This window comes from Tunturiibacter lichenicola, assembly GCF_051013355.1.
GTDB classification, from domain to species: Bacteria; Acidobacteriota; Terriglobia; order Terriglobales; family Acidobacteriaceae; genus Edaphobacter; species Edaphobacter lichenicola_F.
In genome coordinates this window covers 2,110,208-2,129,491 of record NZ_CP132944.1, presented here as the reverse complement: position 1 = coordinate 2,129,491, position 19,284 = coordinate 2,110,208, and the positions used below count along the sequence as shown (strand labels likewise).

Genomic DNA, 19,284 nt, shown 5'->3' with positions numbered 1-19,284 from the left:
GGCGATGAACCGCAACAGGCCCTGAGCTTCTGGGCTATGCGCTTTCCCCGGTCACAACGCCTCCCATCAGAGGATCGGTAAAGCTGGAGTGACCCGTCTCTACACGACCTGCGTAGTGAGACTCTGTCTGCGATCCTTCGGTCATCACCGTGAAGTCGTACCAGCCGTAACTCTTCTTCAGATTGAGCACGACCGACGCGTCATGCGCGGCGGCGATGGTCTTCGATGTCGCTCCCGTTCCATACGAGTTATCTCGCACCGTGACCTTGCAAGGTTGAGTACCAGGATTGTGCAGAAGGATCTCGATGTTGCCGGTGAGCGTCGATTCTTTTTGCTCATATGCGACCTGGACCTGAATAGCGGGTGAGTGCGGATCTCCCTTGAAAGAACGATAGAAGCCGTTTGGACCGTGCACGTCGATACTGTAACGACCGTCTGCGGGCAGGGGGATACTTTCCGAAAGGGTATCGCCGGCTTTCACGGCGTACGTTGCCACCATCAACCCGCTATCGTTCGCTGTGCTTTTGCTGGTGTTGCGGAGGTACACGTTGAAGGGAGAACCTGATGAACGCTTTCCGTGAACAGCGTTGCCGGCTTTCAGGCGCAGTTCAAAGCTAGCCCCGTTGGTTCCGAGCCGCCCGTCCGCATAGAGTTCATAAGGAAGCGAACAGGAGGGACGTACTCCCTTCTCCTGATGCGAAGTGAACTGGGCGTGGAGCGGGTTGCGATTGATCTCCTCGATCTGTTCCATGTTCAGCTTTTTGAAACCCGATGGAATCTCCTTGTAGCGTGCCTTCTGAATGCCGACTACGAACTTGTCGCGATCCAGGAAGTCGATCTTTGCTTCTTTGGGGTTATACGGACGGAAGCACGATGTCAGGTCGCCGGAGATAGAACGCCTCCAGGTTGAGATGTTTTCTTCTTTCACTTTTTTGTCGTACTTCCTCTGGATGAAGTCTTCGAGGAACATCAAGGTCGAGGTGTGATCGAAGAGCTGGGAGTTGACCCAGCCGCCGCGGCTCCAGGGCGAAGCGATGATCATCGGTACTCGGAAACCCATGCCGATCGGGCCGGAGCGCGCTTGCTTCTCCGTTACGCCGTGCACGATTTCGTCCTCGGCATAGGTATATTCGATGCCGGTATCGATGCCGTCAGAGGCTCGGCCCGTCTGTGGCCGCTTTGGATCTGACGCGACGAACGAGGGGGCGTGATCGAAGTAGCCATCGTTCTCGTCGTAGGTCAGGATGAAGATGGTCTTCTTCCAGACCTCCGGGTTTTTGGTCAGGATGTCCATCACCTCGGAGACATACCAGGCTCCATACCAGGGCGACGTGGGATGATCGGAGAACTTTTCCGGCGCGCTTAGCCAAGAGACAGTGGGGAGCTTGCCTTCGTTGACGTCCTGGCGGAACTGGTGGAGGATATCCCCCTTCGGCACCTTCATCTCCAGTTGCTTTCCGTCATCAAAGGTGAGGTCGTCGAGCGAGTGATAGTGGGGATCACCGGCGTTGGTGACAAATGCAGTGTTGTGGAGCGCCCGTTGTTGAACGGTGAGGGTCCTGTAACGGGAATCACCGCTATTTGCCAGTGCGGCGTTCAACTTCTCGATTCGGTTTTTGTCGTTGGCGAGTCTTGTCTGGAGCTGAGCTAGCGCATGCGGATCTTTTTCGTCTGCCAGCCCATGCTCCATCTTCGCCACTTGTTGTGCGAGAGAAGCGATCTGATCCTGCATGGCAGAGACAGCACCGGGATATGCCTCGATGTTGTAGGCCGCGAAGTACTCCAACAGGTTGCAGCCGAAGTTCGATAGCCATGCTTGCTCTTCGTGGTTGAGGCCGCCTGCATTCGTCAACTCATTCTGATAGAACCGCCAACTGATTCGAGCTTCGTGCAGGCGTTCCGGAAAAGTCTTCCAGGTCATTCCTCCGCTCAAGATCTCATCGTTCCGCATGTAGACTTTGGAGTCGACTCGCTGCGCATCTCGCACGGTCCCGGTCCAAAAGATACTGCGATTCGGTGTTGTGCTGGTCATCGCCGAGCAGTAGTTCTGGTCGCAGACCGTGAAAGCATCTGCGAGAGCATAGTAGAACGGAAGGTCCTCGCGAGTGTAATGCCCCATGGTCAAGGGGAGACTGGCGTACTCATGGGAATACGAGCGCTTCGCCTCGAGCCATCCATCATGATGGCCGTCGTTCCAGGCGTCCACCTGGCTGTGGCGAGTGTGCGGGACCGATCCCATCCAGGTAATGCGAGTGTCGTGAATATCCAGTCGCCAGGGTGCATAGGAATCTCCGGCGGCGTCGGTTTGCACGAAGACGGAGTTGCCGTTGGGAAGGCGAATCGCCCGAGGGTCATTGAATCCACGAACGCCTTGCAGAGTCCCAAGCGCGTGATCGAAGGATCGATTCTCCTGCATCAAGATGACTATGTGTTCAGCGTCGAGATAAGTGGATCCCTTCTCCGGCTCGATAGCAAATGCTCGCTGAATTGATTCTGGAATGGCTCCGGAGACGCCGGCAGTCCCGGCTAACATCGCTGCAATTTTAAGAAAGCCCCGTCTTGTTTGTTCCATCTGATCAGTATTTCACCACGGTGTTGTTGTTTGATTAAGCCGGTGCAAGGCGTACAGCGAGACGGTCGTCCGTCTGGTTCGATCTCGACACCATACCAATGATTCATAGAGGCTTTCGGGGTGAAAGCAGCCGTGTGATTGCCGATTCAGTATGCGGAATGGGAAAAATCAGACTCGAGCTTCGTCTACATAGGTAGCCACTGCCTGTTTAATTTGATTCGTCGCCAGTGTCGTGTTGAGGACGCATCTTTCTGATACTCGCGTTGTGTAGAGTTTATGAAAGACGGCTGTGACAAAAGTGATGTGAGAACGCGATACCTTATAAGTAAGAGACGAGACATTGCGACGTCAAGCGTTGGCGTAGCGACAGATTTTTGATGCTGGATCACTCTATGAATAAAGGGAGAACGAGATGAAGCACTTAGCAATCGCGGGGCTGTTCTTAGCTATGACCGCGAGCCGCGCATCTGCGCAGATCAATGCAGGCGAACAGAAGCCAGAGCCTAGTCTGCCGTTCAACGTGGCCCAGGTGGCGACGTTGAACCTGCCCTGGAAGATTGCTTTCCTGCCCGACGGGCGGATGCTCATTACCGAGAAGGTCGGCGGTTTGTTTCTCGTTACCCAGCAAGGAGCAAAGACGCCGGTTACCGGCATACCAGCCGTTCTCTGGAAGGGTCAGGGTGGAATGCTGGGCGTATTTCTCTCGCCACACTATGCCAAAGACCATAGTGTCTACCTCACTTATTCAGAGCCAGGTGACGGGGGGTCGAGCCTGGCGCTTGCGCGGGCCAGGTTGAAGATCGACAAAGACGCGGCGAGCCTCGAGGGGCTCCAGGTCATATGGCGCGACGGCGAGAGGGGTGATGGTGGACAGTTCGGCGCATCGGTTGCGTTTTCTCCGGATAGCAAATATCTCTTCCTCGCCGTGGGTGATCGGCAGCGCATGACGCCAGCCCAGGACCCGAACCAGCCGCTTGGTAAGATTCTGCGGCTGACGCTCGATGGCAAACCTGCTCCGGGGAATCCCATGGCGGGCAAGACAGGTGCGGCCAGTGTGCCCGTCATTAACCCGCCTGAGGATACGGAAGCCGCGAAGACGGCGCCTGTCGTACGAACGTATACCTTCCCCGGCCCCAACCTGACGCCATCGGAGACCTGGGTTTCGGGACTTCGTACTCCCTACGGTCTGGCCTTTGCACCCGATGGACGGCTATGGGAGCTTGAACATGGCCCGAAGGGCGGCGATGAGCTGAACCTGATCGAACCGGGCAAAAACTATGGCTGGCCGTTGGTCTCCTACGCGGTCAACTACGATGATGTGCCAATCCCGAGTCCGGACACGCGAGCTGACTTGACCAAGCCCGTCATCTACTGGACGCCGGTCATCGCGCCAGGCAACCTTGTCTTTTACAAAGGCGCTTTGTTTCCGCAGTGGAATGGTTCAGCTCTTGCAAGCGGGCTGATATCGAAGTCGATTACCCGGATTACGTTCGATGGAAAGGGCGGAGCGACGCCTGCTGAGCGATGGGATGTAGGTCACAGAGTCCGCGACGTTGAGGTCGCTCCTGACGGCGCGCTGTGGATGATCGAAGATTCGAAGACGGGTGGTCTCTTCCGTCTGACGCCAAAATAAAGGCAGGTTTTGCGGCGTGGAGAATGCATTCGGTCTGCGGGCGAGATGAATGTTCCGGTCCACCGTCTTGTGCAGGCGGCGGATCGGAACGTTCGCATCTTTGAAGATGTCGACTGCTAAGGAGATGCCGATGCAGACCTGGGAGGACGATGAATGGACCGGAAACTTCAACTAGTGTCTGGGGCGATGCGTGCGTTATTTTGCGGGCTTTGCCTATCAAGTGCAGTGTTTGCCCAAAATCTGCCGGACGGTACAGGCAAAGCAGAATTTATACACAACTGCCTGGACTGTCATTCAGCAGGTATGGTCCTCCGTGCGAAGAAGACGCCGGATGAGTGGAGAAAAAGCGTCGACGACATGGCGGCTCGCGGGTCGGATGGCTCGAAGGAAGATATCGACAAAGTGGTGGTCTATCTGGACAAATATTTTGCAACGGATAGGCCTGGCACAGCCGCGACGGCACAATCTCCAGTGCTTTCTTCGGTCTCTGGTGGATCAGCGGCGCTGAACTCTTCGGAGATCGATCGCGCGAAACGCGTCATTGCCGAGAATGGTTGTCTGGCATGCCATCGAGTAGAAAAACAAGGAGCGTATACCGGACCAACATTGAATGGCCTTAAAGTGCGACGTACAACGGACGAGATACGAGATGCTATTGTTCACCCACATGCAACGCTCGACCCGAGTAACAACCTCATACGACTGACCACTGCCGGCGGAAAGACTGTTGTTGGCCGGATTCTTAGCCAAAGTGATCATGATGTCCGAGTCATCGATGCTTCGGGAGAAGTAGCTACCTATTCAAAGCCAGAACTTCGCCAGTTCACGATCCTTGATACCAATCCAATGGTTTCGTATGAAGAAAAGATCAAGGGAGAGGACTTGGATGACCTGGTGCGCTATCTCGGTTCACTTCCATCTGTGGATGAGAGTGTGCAGAAGTGACGTGGCATGAAGGGGTATCGATTTGCACCGTCTTCAGCGGTGCTGCGCATTGAATTCTTGAGATTCACTTCGTTGACCGAAAAACTCTTACCATGGCATCTGTAACATCTTGACGATAAGGTTCTGTCGTCCTGACGGCTTGGGATGCATTCCGGTAGCGGACTTCTGTCAGAAGACGTTGTGCGTGGCCCGTAAGCGATGAGCAGATCTCGATAGTGAGATTGCACCGACAATCCTAGTTACAGAGCATCTATCGAGATGCAGATGCGCATAGCCTTGAGATATAGCCTATGAATATTCTAGTCTGTCGCGTCTTCGACCAATGAGCCGTGGGTTCATTGAGGTCGGACGATAGAGGGCGTCTTCGTTAGATGCTTCCGGGAGTTATCTATGAGGCTACAACTTTCGTGTCCTTGACCATCCCTAAATGGAGCCATAGTCTTCGGTTGGTTTAAAGATTTTTCAGACTTTATTTTGCCGCAAAAGACGAGGATTACTTCGACCTCCGTAGTTACAGATACAGACGCGAAAGATAGCAGGTTAAGCCTTTGAGCTCTCTTTAGAGTCATTCCACGAGTGTGGTTGTATCGACCCGATCAGATTGAGCAGTACTTGAGTGCCGCATTCACCCAGTTGCAGCCGTCTCTGCGAACTGGTTTCTTGTTAGCATCTCCAAGCCAGGACCGTTTTGTTCCCATATACATGTGGCTACGTATTCGCTGGATTGTTTACGCAAAAATATAGCTTTTGGTTAGAGGAAGTGAATCCGGGCAATCGCATCCGGTGAAAGAGGAATTAAATGTTTCGCATGTACGAAGTTGTCGAAAGCCCCTCCAGTTCCAGTGTGATGTTCGCCAGTCCAGATCTTAGTTCTCCAACTTGTAGGAATCGACATCATTCCACCGGCCTGCAAAGTGTTAATGGGCCACTCCTTTTTCTAGTGATGGTTCTTTTTTTTGTAGCTACGTTCTGCTCGCGCAGGTTAGACGCGCAGCAGGTGGAGGCTACGTTGCCGCTGTCGCAGCGGTTTACGATTAATTTGTCGGCTGGAGTTCCGGCGTACGTTGGGAACGCTGCTTCGACGTCGAATGCCCCGCAGAGTCAGTGGTGGTTTGAGAACACGAAGAACTCAGCGACGTATGCGACGACGAGTTTTGTGGAGAGCTCAGACCCTGCGTGGCAGCAGGTGGGGCTGCCTTATGACGCGAACATACCGCGGACCTTTATCAATCAGGACTCCGGGGGTGGGGCGGGCTCTGATACGGGGCAGAATAACTGGTATCGCCTGCACTTCAAGGTAGACCCGAAGTATGCGGGCCAGAAGTTTCTTCTGAATCTCGAAGGTGCGCATACAGGGGTTCAGGTTTTTATCAATGGTACTTTGCTGCCTGGTATCAGCGCGGTCGCTGCCGATGCGCAGGCGACGCACGTGGTGGGTTTTGTCCCTGTGGTGGTCGATCTCACGCCCTATCTGCATGCCGACGGCGCGACAGATAATGTGATTGCAATTGATGTTTCCAGGGGGAGTCCGTGGTTTGAGCAGCCCCAATTTTCAAACTCCTTCCGTTTCGGCCAGGATATGGCGGGGCTGTTCCGTAATGTGTTTCTATATGTAACCAATCCGGTGCATATTCCTTTGAATGTGTACTCCAACACGAAGACGTGGGGTACGTATGTAGGCACGGTCTCCGAGGTGGCGGGCGCGGAGGGCGTAACGGCGACGGCGGCCTCCGCGGTTGTCGAGGTGCAGACGAACGTTGTTAATGAGACGGCAACGGTCCAGCAGGTTACGTTGACGACGCAGATTGTGGATGCAGCCGGAAACGTGGTGGTGACTGCGCCGCCAGTGACGCAATCGGTATCCCCGATGACTGCGGGCACGTTTCCGTCGACGCCGACACCAATTTTCCAGCAGCTGATTACGGTTCCGAATCCAACCCTGTGGTATCCGAATAACTCGATATACGGAAAGCCGTATATGTACAAGGTCTATCACCTCGTCAGTGTGAACGGCGTTGTGGTGGATTCATTCCAGAGCCCGCTGGGGATTCGCACCATTACGTGGGATGCGAACTTTCCTTACTTCAACGGTCATGCAATGTATCTGTGGGGAGGTTCGAGCCGGTACGACTATCCAGCGCTTGGTTCTTCGGTTCCGGATGAGCAGTGGTGGCGCGACATGGCTCAGATTGCGGCTCAGGGCGGCAACGTCTGGCGTCCGGGCCACTCGACCAGCAGCGAGGAGATGGTCGAGGCCGCCGATGCGTATGGCATCATGATCGATCAACCCAGCGGGGATGGCGAAGGCCATTGGAATGCCTCGTCCAATCCGTCGGCAGATGATCTTCAGTTGAAGCAGGAGGTGCATCGCGACATGATTATCCGCGATCGCAGCCATCCTTCGATTCTGGACTGGGAGGAAGATAACGGCGGAATGAACCAGCCGCTGGCCAATGAGCTTGCGACGATCGAGACGTCGTGGGACAACATCAATCCGCGGGTGCAGGCCGATCGCACCTACTCGCCTTCGTACTCCTTCATGGGCGAGTGCGACGGCGCCGGCTGCGAGACGGGGGTCAAGAACCAGAATCCCAATAACCCATCCTTTGGTGCTGAGTACTGGGACAATATGGGCACAGGACGCGGGACCCAGACGGGCACCGGAGCCAACACGGTCTATGCGTACGACTATGAGCTGGCGTTTGCGGCGCCATACCTGGACGACTGGCGCCAGGGCAAAGCTGCGAATGCGTTTGGCATGGCGCAGTGGTACTTTGCCGATACGCCGGGTGAAGATAGTCTCTGGGCGGAGTTTCAAAATCAGCCTGCGATGCAGCACTTTGTGCGTTCGCTCGGCTACTCGTCGGTTGATCAGAACCGTTTCCCGCGGCTTTTGTACTACATCTACCAGGCGAACTGGATTCCTTACTCGATCCAACCGGTAGTTCACCTGGCACATGATTGGAATCGTGCCTATGAGTACACCCCGGGGACTCCGATTCAGGAGAACGCATTCAGCAACTGTCCCTCGGTTCGCCTGTTGATTAATGGCGTGGCCAAGGATCCGGTGACGGGAGCGATCCTCGCGGACCAGGTTCCAAATCCCTGGAACATCAACTCGCACGCGGATCTGAGTCAGAGCACGAAGGTCATGCCTGGCCAGGTTCACTGGATGGTGAACTGGGCTCCGGGCACGGTGACGGCAGAGTGTCTGGACACGAACGGCAATGTGGTTCCGGGCGTGACCCACTCGGTGGCGACGGCAGGAGCCGAGAACAAAATCGTACTTAGTGTCGTTCCAGAGGTAGTCAAGCCAGACGGCACAAGCTTCCAGTGGACCTCAAACGGTTCTGACGCGGCCTTTGTGATGGCCGAGGTGCAGGACGCAAACGGCAACGTTGTGCCTACCGCAGCAGATAACGTCACCTTCACGGTGACCGGGCCAGCCACGTACATGGGCGGCACGCAACAGCTTGTAGCGGATCCCTCGTGGACTGACTATTACCAGGATGCGTTCTCGAAGGCGCACACTAACGATATTAACGGCGAACCGTATATCTTCTTCCATTCGCCCGGCGACCCGGAGCTGAACTTTGAAGGAGGATTGCAGAAGATCGCGCTGCGCAGCACCTTCACTCCTGGAACTGTGACGGTGACGGCAACTGCGCCGGGGCTTGCGAGCGGCAGCGTTCAGCTGACCTCGGTTACACCTACGGCACCTCCTCAGTCGCAGCCGCCGGCGATCATCGTGCCACCGGTCGATACGGCAGTGACGGCTGGTCAACCTGCAACCTTCATTGTTGCGGCCACCGGCTCCGGAACGCTCAGCTACCAATGGGCTGTTGCGGGAAGTGAGGTCACGGGACAAACCAGCCCGACCTTGACCATACCGGCAGCCACTCTCGCCCAAAACGGCGAGAGTGTCACAGTTGCGATTCATAGCAACTTTGGCGACGTTACCTCGACCCCGGTCACGCTGACCGTGGACGCACCGGCCGGCGTCGCCATCACCACGCAACCAGCCACGCAGACCGTCGTCGTCGGACAGTCGGCGACCTTCACTGTGGCTGCGACCGGTTCCCCGCAGCTCAACTACCAGTGGTTTCAGAATGGCACGCAGGTCCAAACCGGGCCGCAGCCTAGCTACACCACGCCTATCCTGACTGCCGTCGGAACAGCAAGCATCTATGTCGTTGTCAGCAATCCCGTCAATCAGATGCAATCCGCAACGGCGGCCCTCACCATTAACGCGCCCATGCCGGTAAGTATTGTTACCTCGCCTGCCAATCAGATCGTTGCGACCAATCAACCAGTGCAGTTTACTGCCGTGGTTGCCGGTTCTGCTCCCTACACGTATCAGTGGCAGTTCACACCCAAAGGCGGCTCTGCGACCATCCTTCTGAGCAACACACAGAGTTCGAGCATTATCACCTACACGATCCCGACCATGAGTACGGCCAATGTCGGCGCGTACACAGTAACGGTCAACAACGCTGCTGCCGCTCCGGTAACGAGTGCAGCGGCGCAGCTGACGCTTGCGCCTCCAGGCGTGAATCTTGCACTGAATAAGACGGCAACTTCCAGCTCCTCACAAAACGCATGCAAGGATGCAACGACAAAGCCACCTCTCACCGGCGCCGGCTGCCTGGGAGCGGAGAACGCCGTTGACGGCAACCTGAATACCCGTTGGGGATCGGCGACCGCAGGTGCACCTCCAACAACTCCTGTCCCAGGCGTCGATCCTTCGTGGCTGCAGGTGGATCTCGGTTCCGTGCAGTCCTTCAACACGGTGATCATCAACTGGGAGAATGCCTACGCGGCGCAGTACCAGATTCAGTACACCGACGCTGATCCTTCGACCAACCCAACGTGGAACGTAGCAACCACGAACAACGCTGGCGTGGGCGGTACCGAGACACTCACCTTTAATACCGTTCAGGCTCGCTATATCCGGCTGTTCGCCACGGTGCGAAGCGGTAACTTTGGCTACTCGATCTTCGAGTTCCAGGTTTACAACGTCCCTAACTGCGGAGGTCCAAGCGAGCGCTATACCGTCAGCTCCGCCAACCCCTCACTGGTAATGGATAACGTGCTTGGTCTGACCTGGACCCGCACCATCCAGACGGATAGCGCGATTGGTTCGCAGTTCACCGGCGTGAGTGCGGCGGCTTATTGCAAGAGCATCAATATGCGCATTCCGACTGAGATCGAAGCGCTTGGCATCAGCGGCAACAACAACGCGTCCTGCGCCTTCCCGGGTACGTGGAGCACATGGACCTCCACCTTGGATCCGAACGATGCGACCGAGACCGCGATCGTCAACTTTGACGGCAGCAGCACCTTCAACGTAACCAACAACTTCCCCGGCGCTACGCTGTGCACTGAGGCTACGGGCTCGGGTGCGTCAGGGGCTCAGGCTCCGGTCATCGAAACACAACCACAATCCACAACGGTAGCCGTGGGAGAATCAGCAACGTTCACGGTGTTTGCTGCCGGCACGCCCGCGCCAATTTATCAGTGGCTCAGGAACGGAAGCGTACTCGTCGGTGCAACAGGCGCTACTTACACCACGCCGCCAACCGTCGCTACCGATAACGGCGCCTCCTTCAGCGTGTCGGCAACCAATGGAAGTGGCACTGTAACCAGCAACTCCGCTGTCCTTACTGTGACCAACAACTCCACCGGAGGCGGAGGAGCATGCTCCAGCGTTCCCACAGCACCGACAGGGCTGAAGGCGACGGCGACTTCGTCCAGCTCCATTGGACTGAACTGGACGGCAGTGATCGCACCGACTAACTGCTCGGTCGGCTCTTACAACGTCTATGGCAGCACAACCGCTGGCTTCACTCCGTCTGCCGCTAATCTGCTTGCCGCCGGAGTGACGGGAACGAGCTATTCCAACACCGGCCTCGCTGCGTCGACGACGTACTACTACGTGGTGGAGGCGGTCGACGGGGATGGCGCATCGACGGCCTCGAACCAGTCTAGTGCCATGACAGGCTCTGGAACTGGGCCTACTACGCCGGACTTTTCGCTCAGTGTCTCTTCGGCATCGCTTCCGGTGACCGCAGGCAGTAGTGGAACAGAGACGATCACGTTGACGCCGCAGAACGGATTTACCCCAACCGCGGCCGTGAACTTCACCTGCTCCGGTCTGCCCAGCGACGCCACGTGCAGTTTTTCTCCCACCACCGTTACGTCGACCGGCAATATGGTCTCGACGTTAACCGTAAAGACCACCATGGCATCCTCTACCGCCAGCTATAAATCCAGTCCGTGGTTTCCAGGATCGGTGTTGGCGGTTGCGCTGTACTTCTTCGGCAGAAGGAAGCGGCGTGGTCTGCAACTTCTTCTGCTGGCGGTGTGCGTCGCCAGTATGACATTGCTCACCGGCTGCGGCGTACAGCCACCACCCCCTCAAATGGCGACTTCAATGATTACTGTTACTGCATCGGCTGGTTCTTTGAATCACACCACGACCTTTTCACTGGTTGTGGCGACTCCGAACGTTCCTCCGACATCAGCGGAAGTTCACAACCTGAGCCCTTTGCTTCCAGGATCTATGTTGGCCGTTGCGCTGTGTTTTGTTAGCAGGAAGAGACGGTATCGTGTGCAGCTCATGCTGGCGATGTGCGTGTTTGGCATGGCTCTGCTTAGCGGTTGCGGGTCTACTACCGGCTCACCTTCAACAGGCGGCTCTCAAACCTCATCACCAACACCACCGGCAACGACGATCGCACCCGCCATTACGGTCCCACCCGCCTCGATCGCTGTAACCGCTGGGCAGACGGCCACCTTCAGCGTTACGGCGACGGGCACCGCGCCGCTGGCATACCAGTGGCAAAGCAATGGCAGTTCCATCGCCGGAGCAACCGCCGCAACCTATACAACTCCAGCCCTGACCACAAAGAACAACGGCACAACCTTCGCCGTTGTCGTGACAAATGCAGCCGGCTCCGTGACCAGTTCACCTGCAACTCTTACGGTCACAGCGGGCGGCAGCACCGGTTGTGGAGCGGCGCCAGGCATTCCGGGCTCTCCCGTCGCGACGGCGGCTTCCAGCAGCCAGATTGGTCTGAGTTGGAGTGCAAGTTCTGCTGGCTCTTCATGCACCGTGACATACAACGTGTATCGCGGCACGACGTCCGGTTTCACGCCCGCGTCGGGGAACCTGGTAGCGTCCGGCCAAACAGGAACTTCCTTTACTGACAACGGCCTCACGGCTGCCACAACCTACTTCTACGCAGTAGTAGCAGTGGACGCTGTCGGCAGCTCTGCAGCTTCGACACAGGTGAGTGCGACAACTCTGTCTGCTTCGTCGCCCACCACGCCTTGCACTACTGTCCCTGCGCAGCCTGCTGGGTTGGTGGCGAATGCAGCTTCAGTCAGCAGCATCAGCGTGGCCTGGACAGCGGATACAACTCCGGCTGGCTGTAGCATCACGTATAACGTCTACGCCACCACTGCGAGCGGTTTTGTCCCGTCGCAGACGAACCTGGTAGCCAGTGGACTCACCTCAAACCTCTACACGAACACTGGTCTGGCTGCATCCACCACGTACTTCTACGTCATCGAAGCAGTCGATGGGGCAGGGAACTCGACACCTTCTGCTCAGGTTCAGGACACGACCACGGCATCACCTTTATCGGAGATTATTGCGATCCACTCAGGCGGTCCGGCGGTAAGCAACGCCAATGGCGGCGATGCATCTTTTGTTGCCGACGAGTACTACGACACCGGTGGAACATCGGGCTCAGGTGCCGCCGTTTCGGTCGCGGGGGTAACCAACGCCGCTCCGGAAGCGGTTTACCAGACGGAGAGGAATGGCGCATTCAGCTACACGATTCCCGGTCTGCAGCCCGGTGCCTCTTATACCGTTCTGCTGCACTTTGCGGAGAACTTTTTTAAGACCGCTGGATCCCGCATCTTCAGTGTCGCGATCAACGGAACCACGGTCCTTGCCAATCTGGATATCTTTCAAGAGGCCGGTGGCGAGAACATCGCTCTGGTCGAACCCTTCACCGCCACAGCGAACCCGCAGGGACAGATTGTCATCAGCTATATAAGAGGGTCCAAAGACCAGCCTAAATCCAGCGGCATTGAGATTCGCGGACTACCTAGCACCTGCACGCTCCTACCCGCGGCCGCGCCAACCGGGCTCACCGCGCAAGCAACCTCTCCCAGCATCATTAACTTGAATTGGCAGACGGTGACTCCTCCACCGAATTGCGCCGTTACGTACAACCTGTATGGCAGCACCACGAGCGGGTTTACTCCTTCCGCATCCAATCTCATCGCGAGCGGCCTTACCAACCTGTCTTATTCGAACACCGGACTCGCTGCTTCCTCGACGTATTACTACGTCGTCGAAGCGGTGGATACAGACGGCGCATCGGTGCCTTCTGCCCAGATAAGCGCTTCGACAAACCCGGCGAACTCCTGTATCTCGGTGCCCACGGTGGCCCCCGCCGGCTTTGCTGCAACTGGTGCATCTTCGAGCGCCATCGGACTAAGCTGGGCAGCCATTGCGCCCCCGGCAAACTGCACCAATGTCACTTATAACGTTTACAGCAGTTCGACGAGCGGGTTTGTTCCCTCGCTGAGCAACGAGATCGCTGTCGCACTGGCGAATCCTGTCTTCTTCAACACCAGCCTTCCGGCATCTTCAAACTATTACTACGTCGTTCAGGCCGTGGATGAGGATGGTGTGTCATCGCAGTTCTCGAATCAAGTCAGCGCAGCGACGCTCGCGCCGCCAACTCAGTTGACAGCGACGGCTACGTCCGCCAATGAGATCGACCTTACCTTCCCTGCAAGCACCGCGCCGGCGCCAGTGAACTACAACATCTACCGCAGCACGGCTCCGACCTTCACTCCATCCGGTACGACCAAGGTTGGCAGCACAAAGTCCAATTTTTACAATGACGCCGTAGTTACAGCAGCAACGACCTATTACTACATCGTTCAGGCAAGCAGTCCGAACGGCACAACGACTGTAGGTGGTCCCGCAAGCGCAACGTCTCTGGCTCTCGGAAATGCCACGCCATTCTGGGATACCAGCAACCTGCCGCCAACTGCTGCCGGTGCGGTGCTCGTAGTGAAGTTCCTGAACCGGACTAATGGACAATACCCTGACGATCAAGTTTTCTGGAGCGCAACGATTAATGGTGTGACCGTGACAAACTCGATCGCCGCACAACCAATCTTGCAGCTGCCTGCCGGTGCATCAGGTCGAATCCCTATCTATCTTGGGACGCCGAGCCAGAACGCAAACAGTTACTCTGACTTCCTGGAGTACACCATCGGCTTTGCCGGGAACAGCACTACTACCTACTTCATCAATATGGACACGACCAGAGTCGATAATTTTGGCATCAAGAATGCGTTCCAGTTGACCTGCGGCGACGGCACCAATATTGCGATCGGTGAAAATGCCGGAGCCTTCGCGGAATCACGAGCGAGTACGTTTCAACGCTATCTCAATGCTGTCCCCCCGAACTTCCAAACACTTGCGCAGGTGCAAGCTCCCTATCGGATTGTCTCTCCAGGCGACGGCGGATTCGATACCGGCGGTCCATACGTGAGCTATTACAACGACTGGATCAACCAGCTATGGGCAGTCAACGGAATTACCGCTACTCCACCGGCGATTCCCAATGGTGACGGCTTGGGTGCCTTCCCTGGTCTCTCCGCGGCGATCTACCGCCATGTGGGAGGAGTTGCCGGAACCTTCAACCCAAACGGCTCACTCGCGAATCAGGGCTTGTGGGGCAACCCGGATCAGTTTTACCAGACCGAACCCTTCAGCTACTACGGTAAGTTCCTCCATCAGATTGCCATCAACGGCCAGCAGTACACATTCCCCTATGATGACAATGGTGGATACTCATCCGACGTAAGCTGCAACTCACCTAAGACGCTGGTTGTAGCGATTGGCTGGTAACCTGAACTTCGCCTGTCGTTTTCAAAAGACTGGCGAAGTAAGCTTGGCGGTGGTGTCGCCCTGCAGGGACGTCTCTGCTGAGCTATCTCAACAGGGTTGGAATGATGACACTCAATCGAAGAGAGTTTTGCGCCGGCGTGGCTATGGTGACAATTGCTGTACGGACACGCTCAGCATGGGCAGCTGCCGGATCCGCAGGTTATCAAATAGTGGCGCAAACCGACCGGAGCCGAGTCCTTCAGGCGGCTAAGCAGTATTTCCCGATGGAGCCGGTGACCATTACGGCATTTCAGTCCCCCAAGAGTCCAGGCGGCCCGCACGACTTCTTCTCTCAGGCCGACTACTTCTGGCCCAACCCAAAGAACCCCGATGGACCATATATCAATCGGGACGGCCAAAGTAATCCTGAGAACTTTAACGATCACCGCAGGGTGATGATCGATCTTTCTGTCCGAATGCCGGCTCTCACGGCGGCATGGCTGCTGACGAAAGACCGCCGCTACGCTAAGCGGTCTGGCGACCACCTGCGAGCCTGGTTCGTGACACCCGAAACTCGCATGAACCCGAACCTCGAGTTTTCCCAGGGAGTGCACGGCGCCTCCACCGGCCGCAACTACGGCATTATCGACACCCTCCATCTGGTTGAGGTGGCGCGAGCTGCAAGCTTTCTGGGTGCCGAAGCGCTCTCTGCAGCAGACCAGCAGAGCGTGAAGCAATGGTTTCGCGAGTACTTGAGCTGGATGAAAGACAGCGAGAAGGGAAAGCAGGAGCGCGCCACCTTGAACAACCACGCCACCTGCTGGGCCTTGCAGGCTTCGGAGTTTGCGCGGCTGGCCGGCGACGAGGGAACCCGCGATGAAATCCGCCTCTGGTTCACCGGGAAGCTGCTCCCTGATCAACTCGGCATGGATGGTTCTTTTCCGAAAGAGCTGGTTCGTACCAAGCCCTACAGCTACTCCATCTTTAACTTTGATGTGATGGCTGGCCTGGCACAATCGCTTAAGGGATCCGGGGCCGACCTCACCATCTTCACATTGCCCGATGGCCGAGGCCTCTGCAAGGCAGCGGAGTTTCTGTACCCCTTTCTGAAAGATAAAGAAAAGTGGCCGTACGCGAAGGACGTTGAACACTTCGATGCTCTGCCGGTGCGGTCTCCGGGATTGCTCTTCTCCGGCCTGGGCTGCAATCGCACAGAGTACATCGCGCTCTGGAAGACGCTAAACCCAGATCCGACCGACAAAGAGATTATTCGAAACTATCCGATTCGTCAGCCCCTGCTATGGGTTTGAGGCTTCATCTACACAAGGGAACCGCGCGCGATCCAGACTCGTAAAACATCGGAAGTGCCGTCATCTGAGGAGAGTCAAGATGTATGACGTAGTGATTGCCGGGGGCGGACCAGTAGGTCTATTCCTCGCTTGCGAGCTTCAACTGGCAGGTCTCTCGGTGGTTGTTCTTGAGCGTATGAAAGATCCTAGGTCGCCCCTGAAGTCGGGTTGGATGGGAATGCGCGGCCTGAACTTTCCGTCGGTGGAAGCGTTCTATCGGCGCGGTCTACTTGATGATGTCCGTGGGAGTGCTCTCGCCTGGATGGGTGCAGGGCCGAAGCAAGGGCTGGAACTGCGCGGTACAGCCGACACAGGTTCGACTCAGGCTCCTCGCTTCGGCGGCCATTTCGCGGGCATTACGCTCGATGCATCTAAGATCGACTTCTCTGACAGGAAGTATGTCGTTGCGGGCCCGTCCGCATCCGGCGGTATGGTCAGTCTCGAGGGAATCGAATTACTGCTGGCCGAGAGGGCTGAGAAGCTTGGCGTTGATCTTCGGCGCGGCGCGACTGTCACGAACTTCAGCGAAGACGAAGACGGTGTCATCGTTTATGCAGAGGACCAATCCTTTCAAGGGAAGTGGCTCGTTGGTTTGCGATGGTGGCCGCAGCTCTGTGCGTAAGCTGGCGGGGTTTGAATTTGAGGGCACCGAGCCTGAGTTCACTGGATATACCGCGTCGGTCAAGGTCGTCGATCCCGAGAAACTGCGACCCGGATTTAATCTCACCGAGGCAGGTCTGTACCTTCTCGGCCCTGGACCCGATCGCATTGGCGTGGTCGAGTTTGACGATGCTTTGTTCGACCGTACCCAGGAGGTGACCCTGGAAAATCTGCAGGCCGTTCTGCGCCGTGTCTCTGGAACTGACGTTACGCTGACTGCTCTGACTGTAGCCTCCACTTATACCGACCGCGCGCGTCAGGCGACAACATATCGCAAAGGACGAGTGCTGTTGGCCGGTGATGCGGCGCACGTTCATTCGCCTCTCGGGGGGCAGGGGCTTAATACCGGAATCGGCGATGCGATGAATCTCGGATGGAAGCTCGCCGCGACGATACAGGGTTGGGCACCCGATGGCCTTCTCGACACGTATACCGGGGAGCGTCATCCTATCGGAGCATGGGCAGTCGCCTGGACTCGCGCTCAGGTCGCGATCATGCGCCCTGAGCCTCATGCTCGCGCCATCGCGACTGTCATCCGCGATCTCATTCAGACTAAGGACGGGACGACCTATTTTGCCGAGAAGGTATCCGGTATGTCCATGCGTTACAACCTAAATGGGGACCACCCTTTGGTCGGCTGTAGCGCGCCTGATTTTGAGTTTGAAGATGGCACTCGGCTTGGCGAACTCCTGCATGATGGTAAGGGTCTGTTGCTCGACTTTGCAGAGAGCAAAGAGCTTAGCACTCTGAGTCACACATGGAAGAAGCGATTGGACTATGTATCCGCGAATGCGAAAGACAATAAGGGGCTATCCGCAATTTTGGTGAGACCCGATGGTTTTGTCGCATGGGTCTCAGAGTCGACAACCGACTTCAGCGGGGTCGAAGAACCGGTCAGACGCTGGTTTGGCGATGCGAATTAAATCGAAGGGAAGGGTTCGGGATCATTTGGATTGAGCCACGGATTTTTTTGGTGCAAATGGATCTGAATCACCCCACAGCTCCTTCATACGAGCTTCAATTCTCGCTATGAGTCGCTCAGTCCACATTCGGACTAGCCTGTCTGATGCAACCATCGGCACAGACACTGCCAAGATTCGGTATACGTCGCCGCGTCGTATCTTTGAGACCTTTGCCGGATCCAGCCACCGATCGTTGTCTACTAGAAGCGATACTGTTTCTAACCCAATGAGGATCGGCCACAAGCAGGCCAACCGCAGCCGAACGAAGAGCGCGGGAAGAGAGAGCGTGTATTCAATCCCCGCACGGAAGTGATCGAGAGCCTTCCTGACCAGTTCGAACAAGACTGGTCGTGCGCGCAACGACATATCGGGCGATAAGAGGTCTTGTGGCTCCAGATCCCATCGAGCGAGCATCATGGCCGGCAAGTAGCAGCGGCCGATTCGCAGATCCTTGCCGCAATCCCGGAGAACATTTGTCATCTGTAGAGCTTTTCCAAGCCGAACGCCACGGTCCATCACCAATGCCGGAGGGTCCGTGAACGTTTCGGGTACGTGGGCGTACGTCATCTTCGTCCAGAACACTCCAACACACCCAGCGACCATATAGGTGTATTGATCGAGTTCCGCGAACTCCTGAAGCGCGATGATGCGTCCTGAATTTTCATCGGGGAAAGTCCGCAGGTCGAACTCCATACCCTCTGTGAGGGTAGCGACGATTTCACGCACAGCCTCGCGATCTAACTCTTCAAATTGAGAGAGAACTGCGAGGGCGGGTTCGAGGGACTCGAGCAGAAGCTTCTCTTCGGAGTCGATTTGCTGACTGGCCACTTCGGCTCTGATCGCCGTCAACGCGTCACTGTCGGGAACCCCGTTCACCTGACTGCGAAATGACAGGAGTAGTTCCATCCTCTTCCCAGGCGATATCAGGGACGTGTCTGCGATCGTATCCGCAGCGCGTGCCAAGAGATATGCGAGGCCAACGGGGTCGCGCATTCCAGCTGGAAGCACGTTTAAAGTGAGGTAAAAAGAGCGGGAGACACTCTTCAGAAGAGGGCCGAGGAGCTCAGCCCTGGTGGGGTTAGACATGGATTCTCATGTTCAATCGCTCTAGCAATTCTATCTGTAGCAGTCGCGGCACTGCATCTGCTTACCAGTACGCATCCGCGCCAGTGGCGAACCTCATTGCTGTGACCGAGAGTGTGATATCCCCGGTCTGGGAATTCCGACTTGGATGCGTATGG

8 protein-coding genes are annotated in these 19,284 nt (G+C 56.5%); 6 read left to right on the top strand and 2 right to left on the bottom strand.

What is annotated here, in order from left to right; genetic code table 11:
- Nucleotides 1-34: 34 nt before the first annotated feature.
- The gene (locus RBB82_RS09080) at nt 35-2,572 is read right to left on the bottom strand and encodes a phosphocholine-specific phospholipase C (RefSeq protein WP_433974804.1); all 2,538 of its coding nucleotides are present in this window, start codon (nt 2,570-2,572) and stop codon (nt 35-37) included.
- 412 nt (nt 2,573-2,984) lie between these two features.
- Here RBB82_RS09080 and RBB82_RS09075 point away from each other — a divergent pair, with 412 nt between their 5' ends.
- The 6 genes from RBB82_RS09075 (at nt 2,985) to RBB82_RS09050 (ending at nt 18,004) form a co-directional block, all read left to right on the top strand.
- Nucleotides 2,985-4,205, top strand: a complete 1,221-nt coding sequence (locus tag RBB82_RS09075; RefSeq protein WP_433974802.1) for a PQQ-dependent sugar dehydrogenase — start codon at nt 2,985-2,987, stop codon at nt 4,203-4,205.
- A gap of 153 nt (nt 4,206-4,358) precedes the next feature.
- On the top strand, nt 4,359-5,150 hold the full coding sequence (locus tag RBB82_RS09070; protein WP_433974800.1) for a c-type cytochrome: 792 nt from the start codon (nt 4,359-4,361) through the stop codon (nt 5,148-5,150).
- 943 nt (nt 5,151-6,093) lie between these two features.
- Complete coding sequence (locus RBB82_RS09065; RefSeq protein WP_433975355.1) at nt 6,094-15,093, top strand: immunoglobulin domain-containing protein; 9,000 nt, start codon at nt 6,094-6,096, stop codon at nt 15,091-15,093.
- A gap of 101 nt (nt 15,094-15,194) precedes the next feature.
- Nucleotides 15,195-16,382: an alginate lyase family protein gene (locus RBB82_RS09060; RefSeq protein WP_433974799.1), complete on the top strand. Its 1,188-nt coding sequence runs from the start codon at nt 15,195-15,197 to the stop codon at nt 16,380-16,382.
- A gap of 79 nt (nt 16,383-16,461) precedes the next feature.
- Complete coding sequence (locus RBB82_RS09055; protein ID WP_433974798.1) at nt 16,462-17,043, top strand: FAD-dependent oxidoreductase; 582 nt, start codon at nt 16,462-16,464, stop codon at nt 17,041-17,043.
- Nucleotides 17,036-18,004: an FAD-dependent monooxygenase gene (locus RBB82_RS09050; RefSeq protein WP_433974797.1), complete on the top strand. Its 969-nt coding sequence runs from the start codon at nt 17,036-17,038 to the stop codon at nt 18,002-18,004. Before RBB82_RS09055 ends, RBB82_RS09050 begins: the two co-directional genes overlap by 8 nt.
- Nucleotides 18,005-18,025: 21 nt before the next feature.
- On the opposite strand, the gene RBB82_RS09045 is transcribed toward RBB82_RS09050, so the two are convergent.
- Nucleotides 18,026-19,129 (bottom strand): phytoene/squalene synthase family protein, encoded by a 1,104-nt coding sequence (locus tag RBB82_RS09045; RefSeq protein WP_433974796.1) that lies wholly within the window; start codon nt 19,127-19,129, stop codon nt 18,026-18,028.
- Nucleotides 19,130-19,284: the final 155 nt, after the last annotated feature.

Excerpts from the sequence above, each read along its gene's own strand:
- RBB82_RS09055 (WP_433974798.1), top strand. The coding sequence starts at position 16,462 with ATGTATGACGTAGTGATTGCCGGGGGCGGACCAGTAGGTCTATTCCTC.
- RBB82_RS09075 (WP_433974802.1), top strand. The coding sequence starts at position 2,985 with ATGAAGCACTTAGCAATCGCGGGGCTGTTCTTAGCTATGACCGCGAGC.
- RBB82_RS09045 (WP_433974796.1), bottom strand. The coding sequence starts at position 19,129 with ATGTCTAACCCCACCAGGGCTGAGCTCCTCGGCCCTCTTCTGAAGAGT.
- RBB82_RS09080 (WP_433974804.1), bottom strand. The coding sequence starts at position 2,572 with ATGGAACAAACAAGACGGGGCTTTCTTAAAATTGCAGCGATGTTAGCC.
- RBB82_RS09070 (WP_433974800.1), top strand. The coding sequence starts at position 4,359 with ATGGACCGGAAACTTCAACTAGTGTCTGGGGCGATGCGTGCGTTATTT.
- RBB82_RS09065 (WP_433975355.1), top strand. The coding sequence starts at position 6,094 with ATGGTTCTTTTTTTTGTAGCTACGTTCTGCTCGCGCAGGTTAGACGCG.
- RBB82_RS09060 (WP_433974799.1), top strand. The coding sequence starts at position 15,195 with ATGATGACACTCAATCGAAGAGAGTTTTGCGCCGGCGTGGCTATGGTG.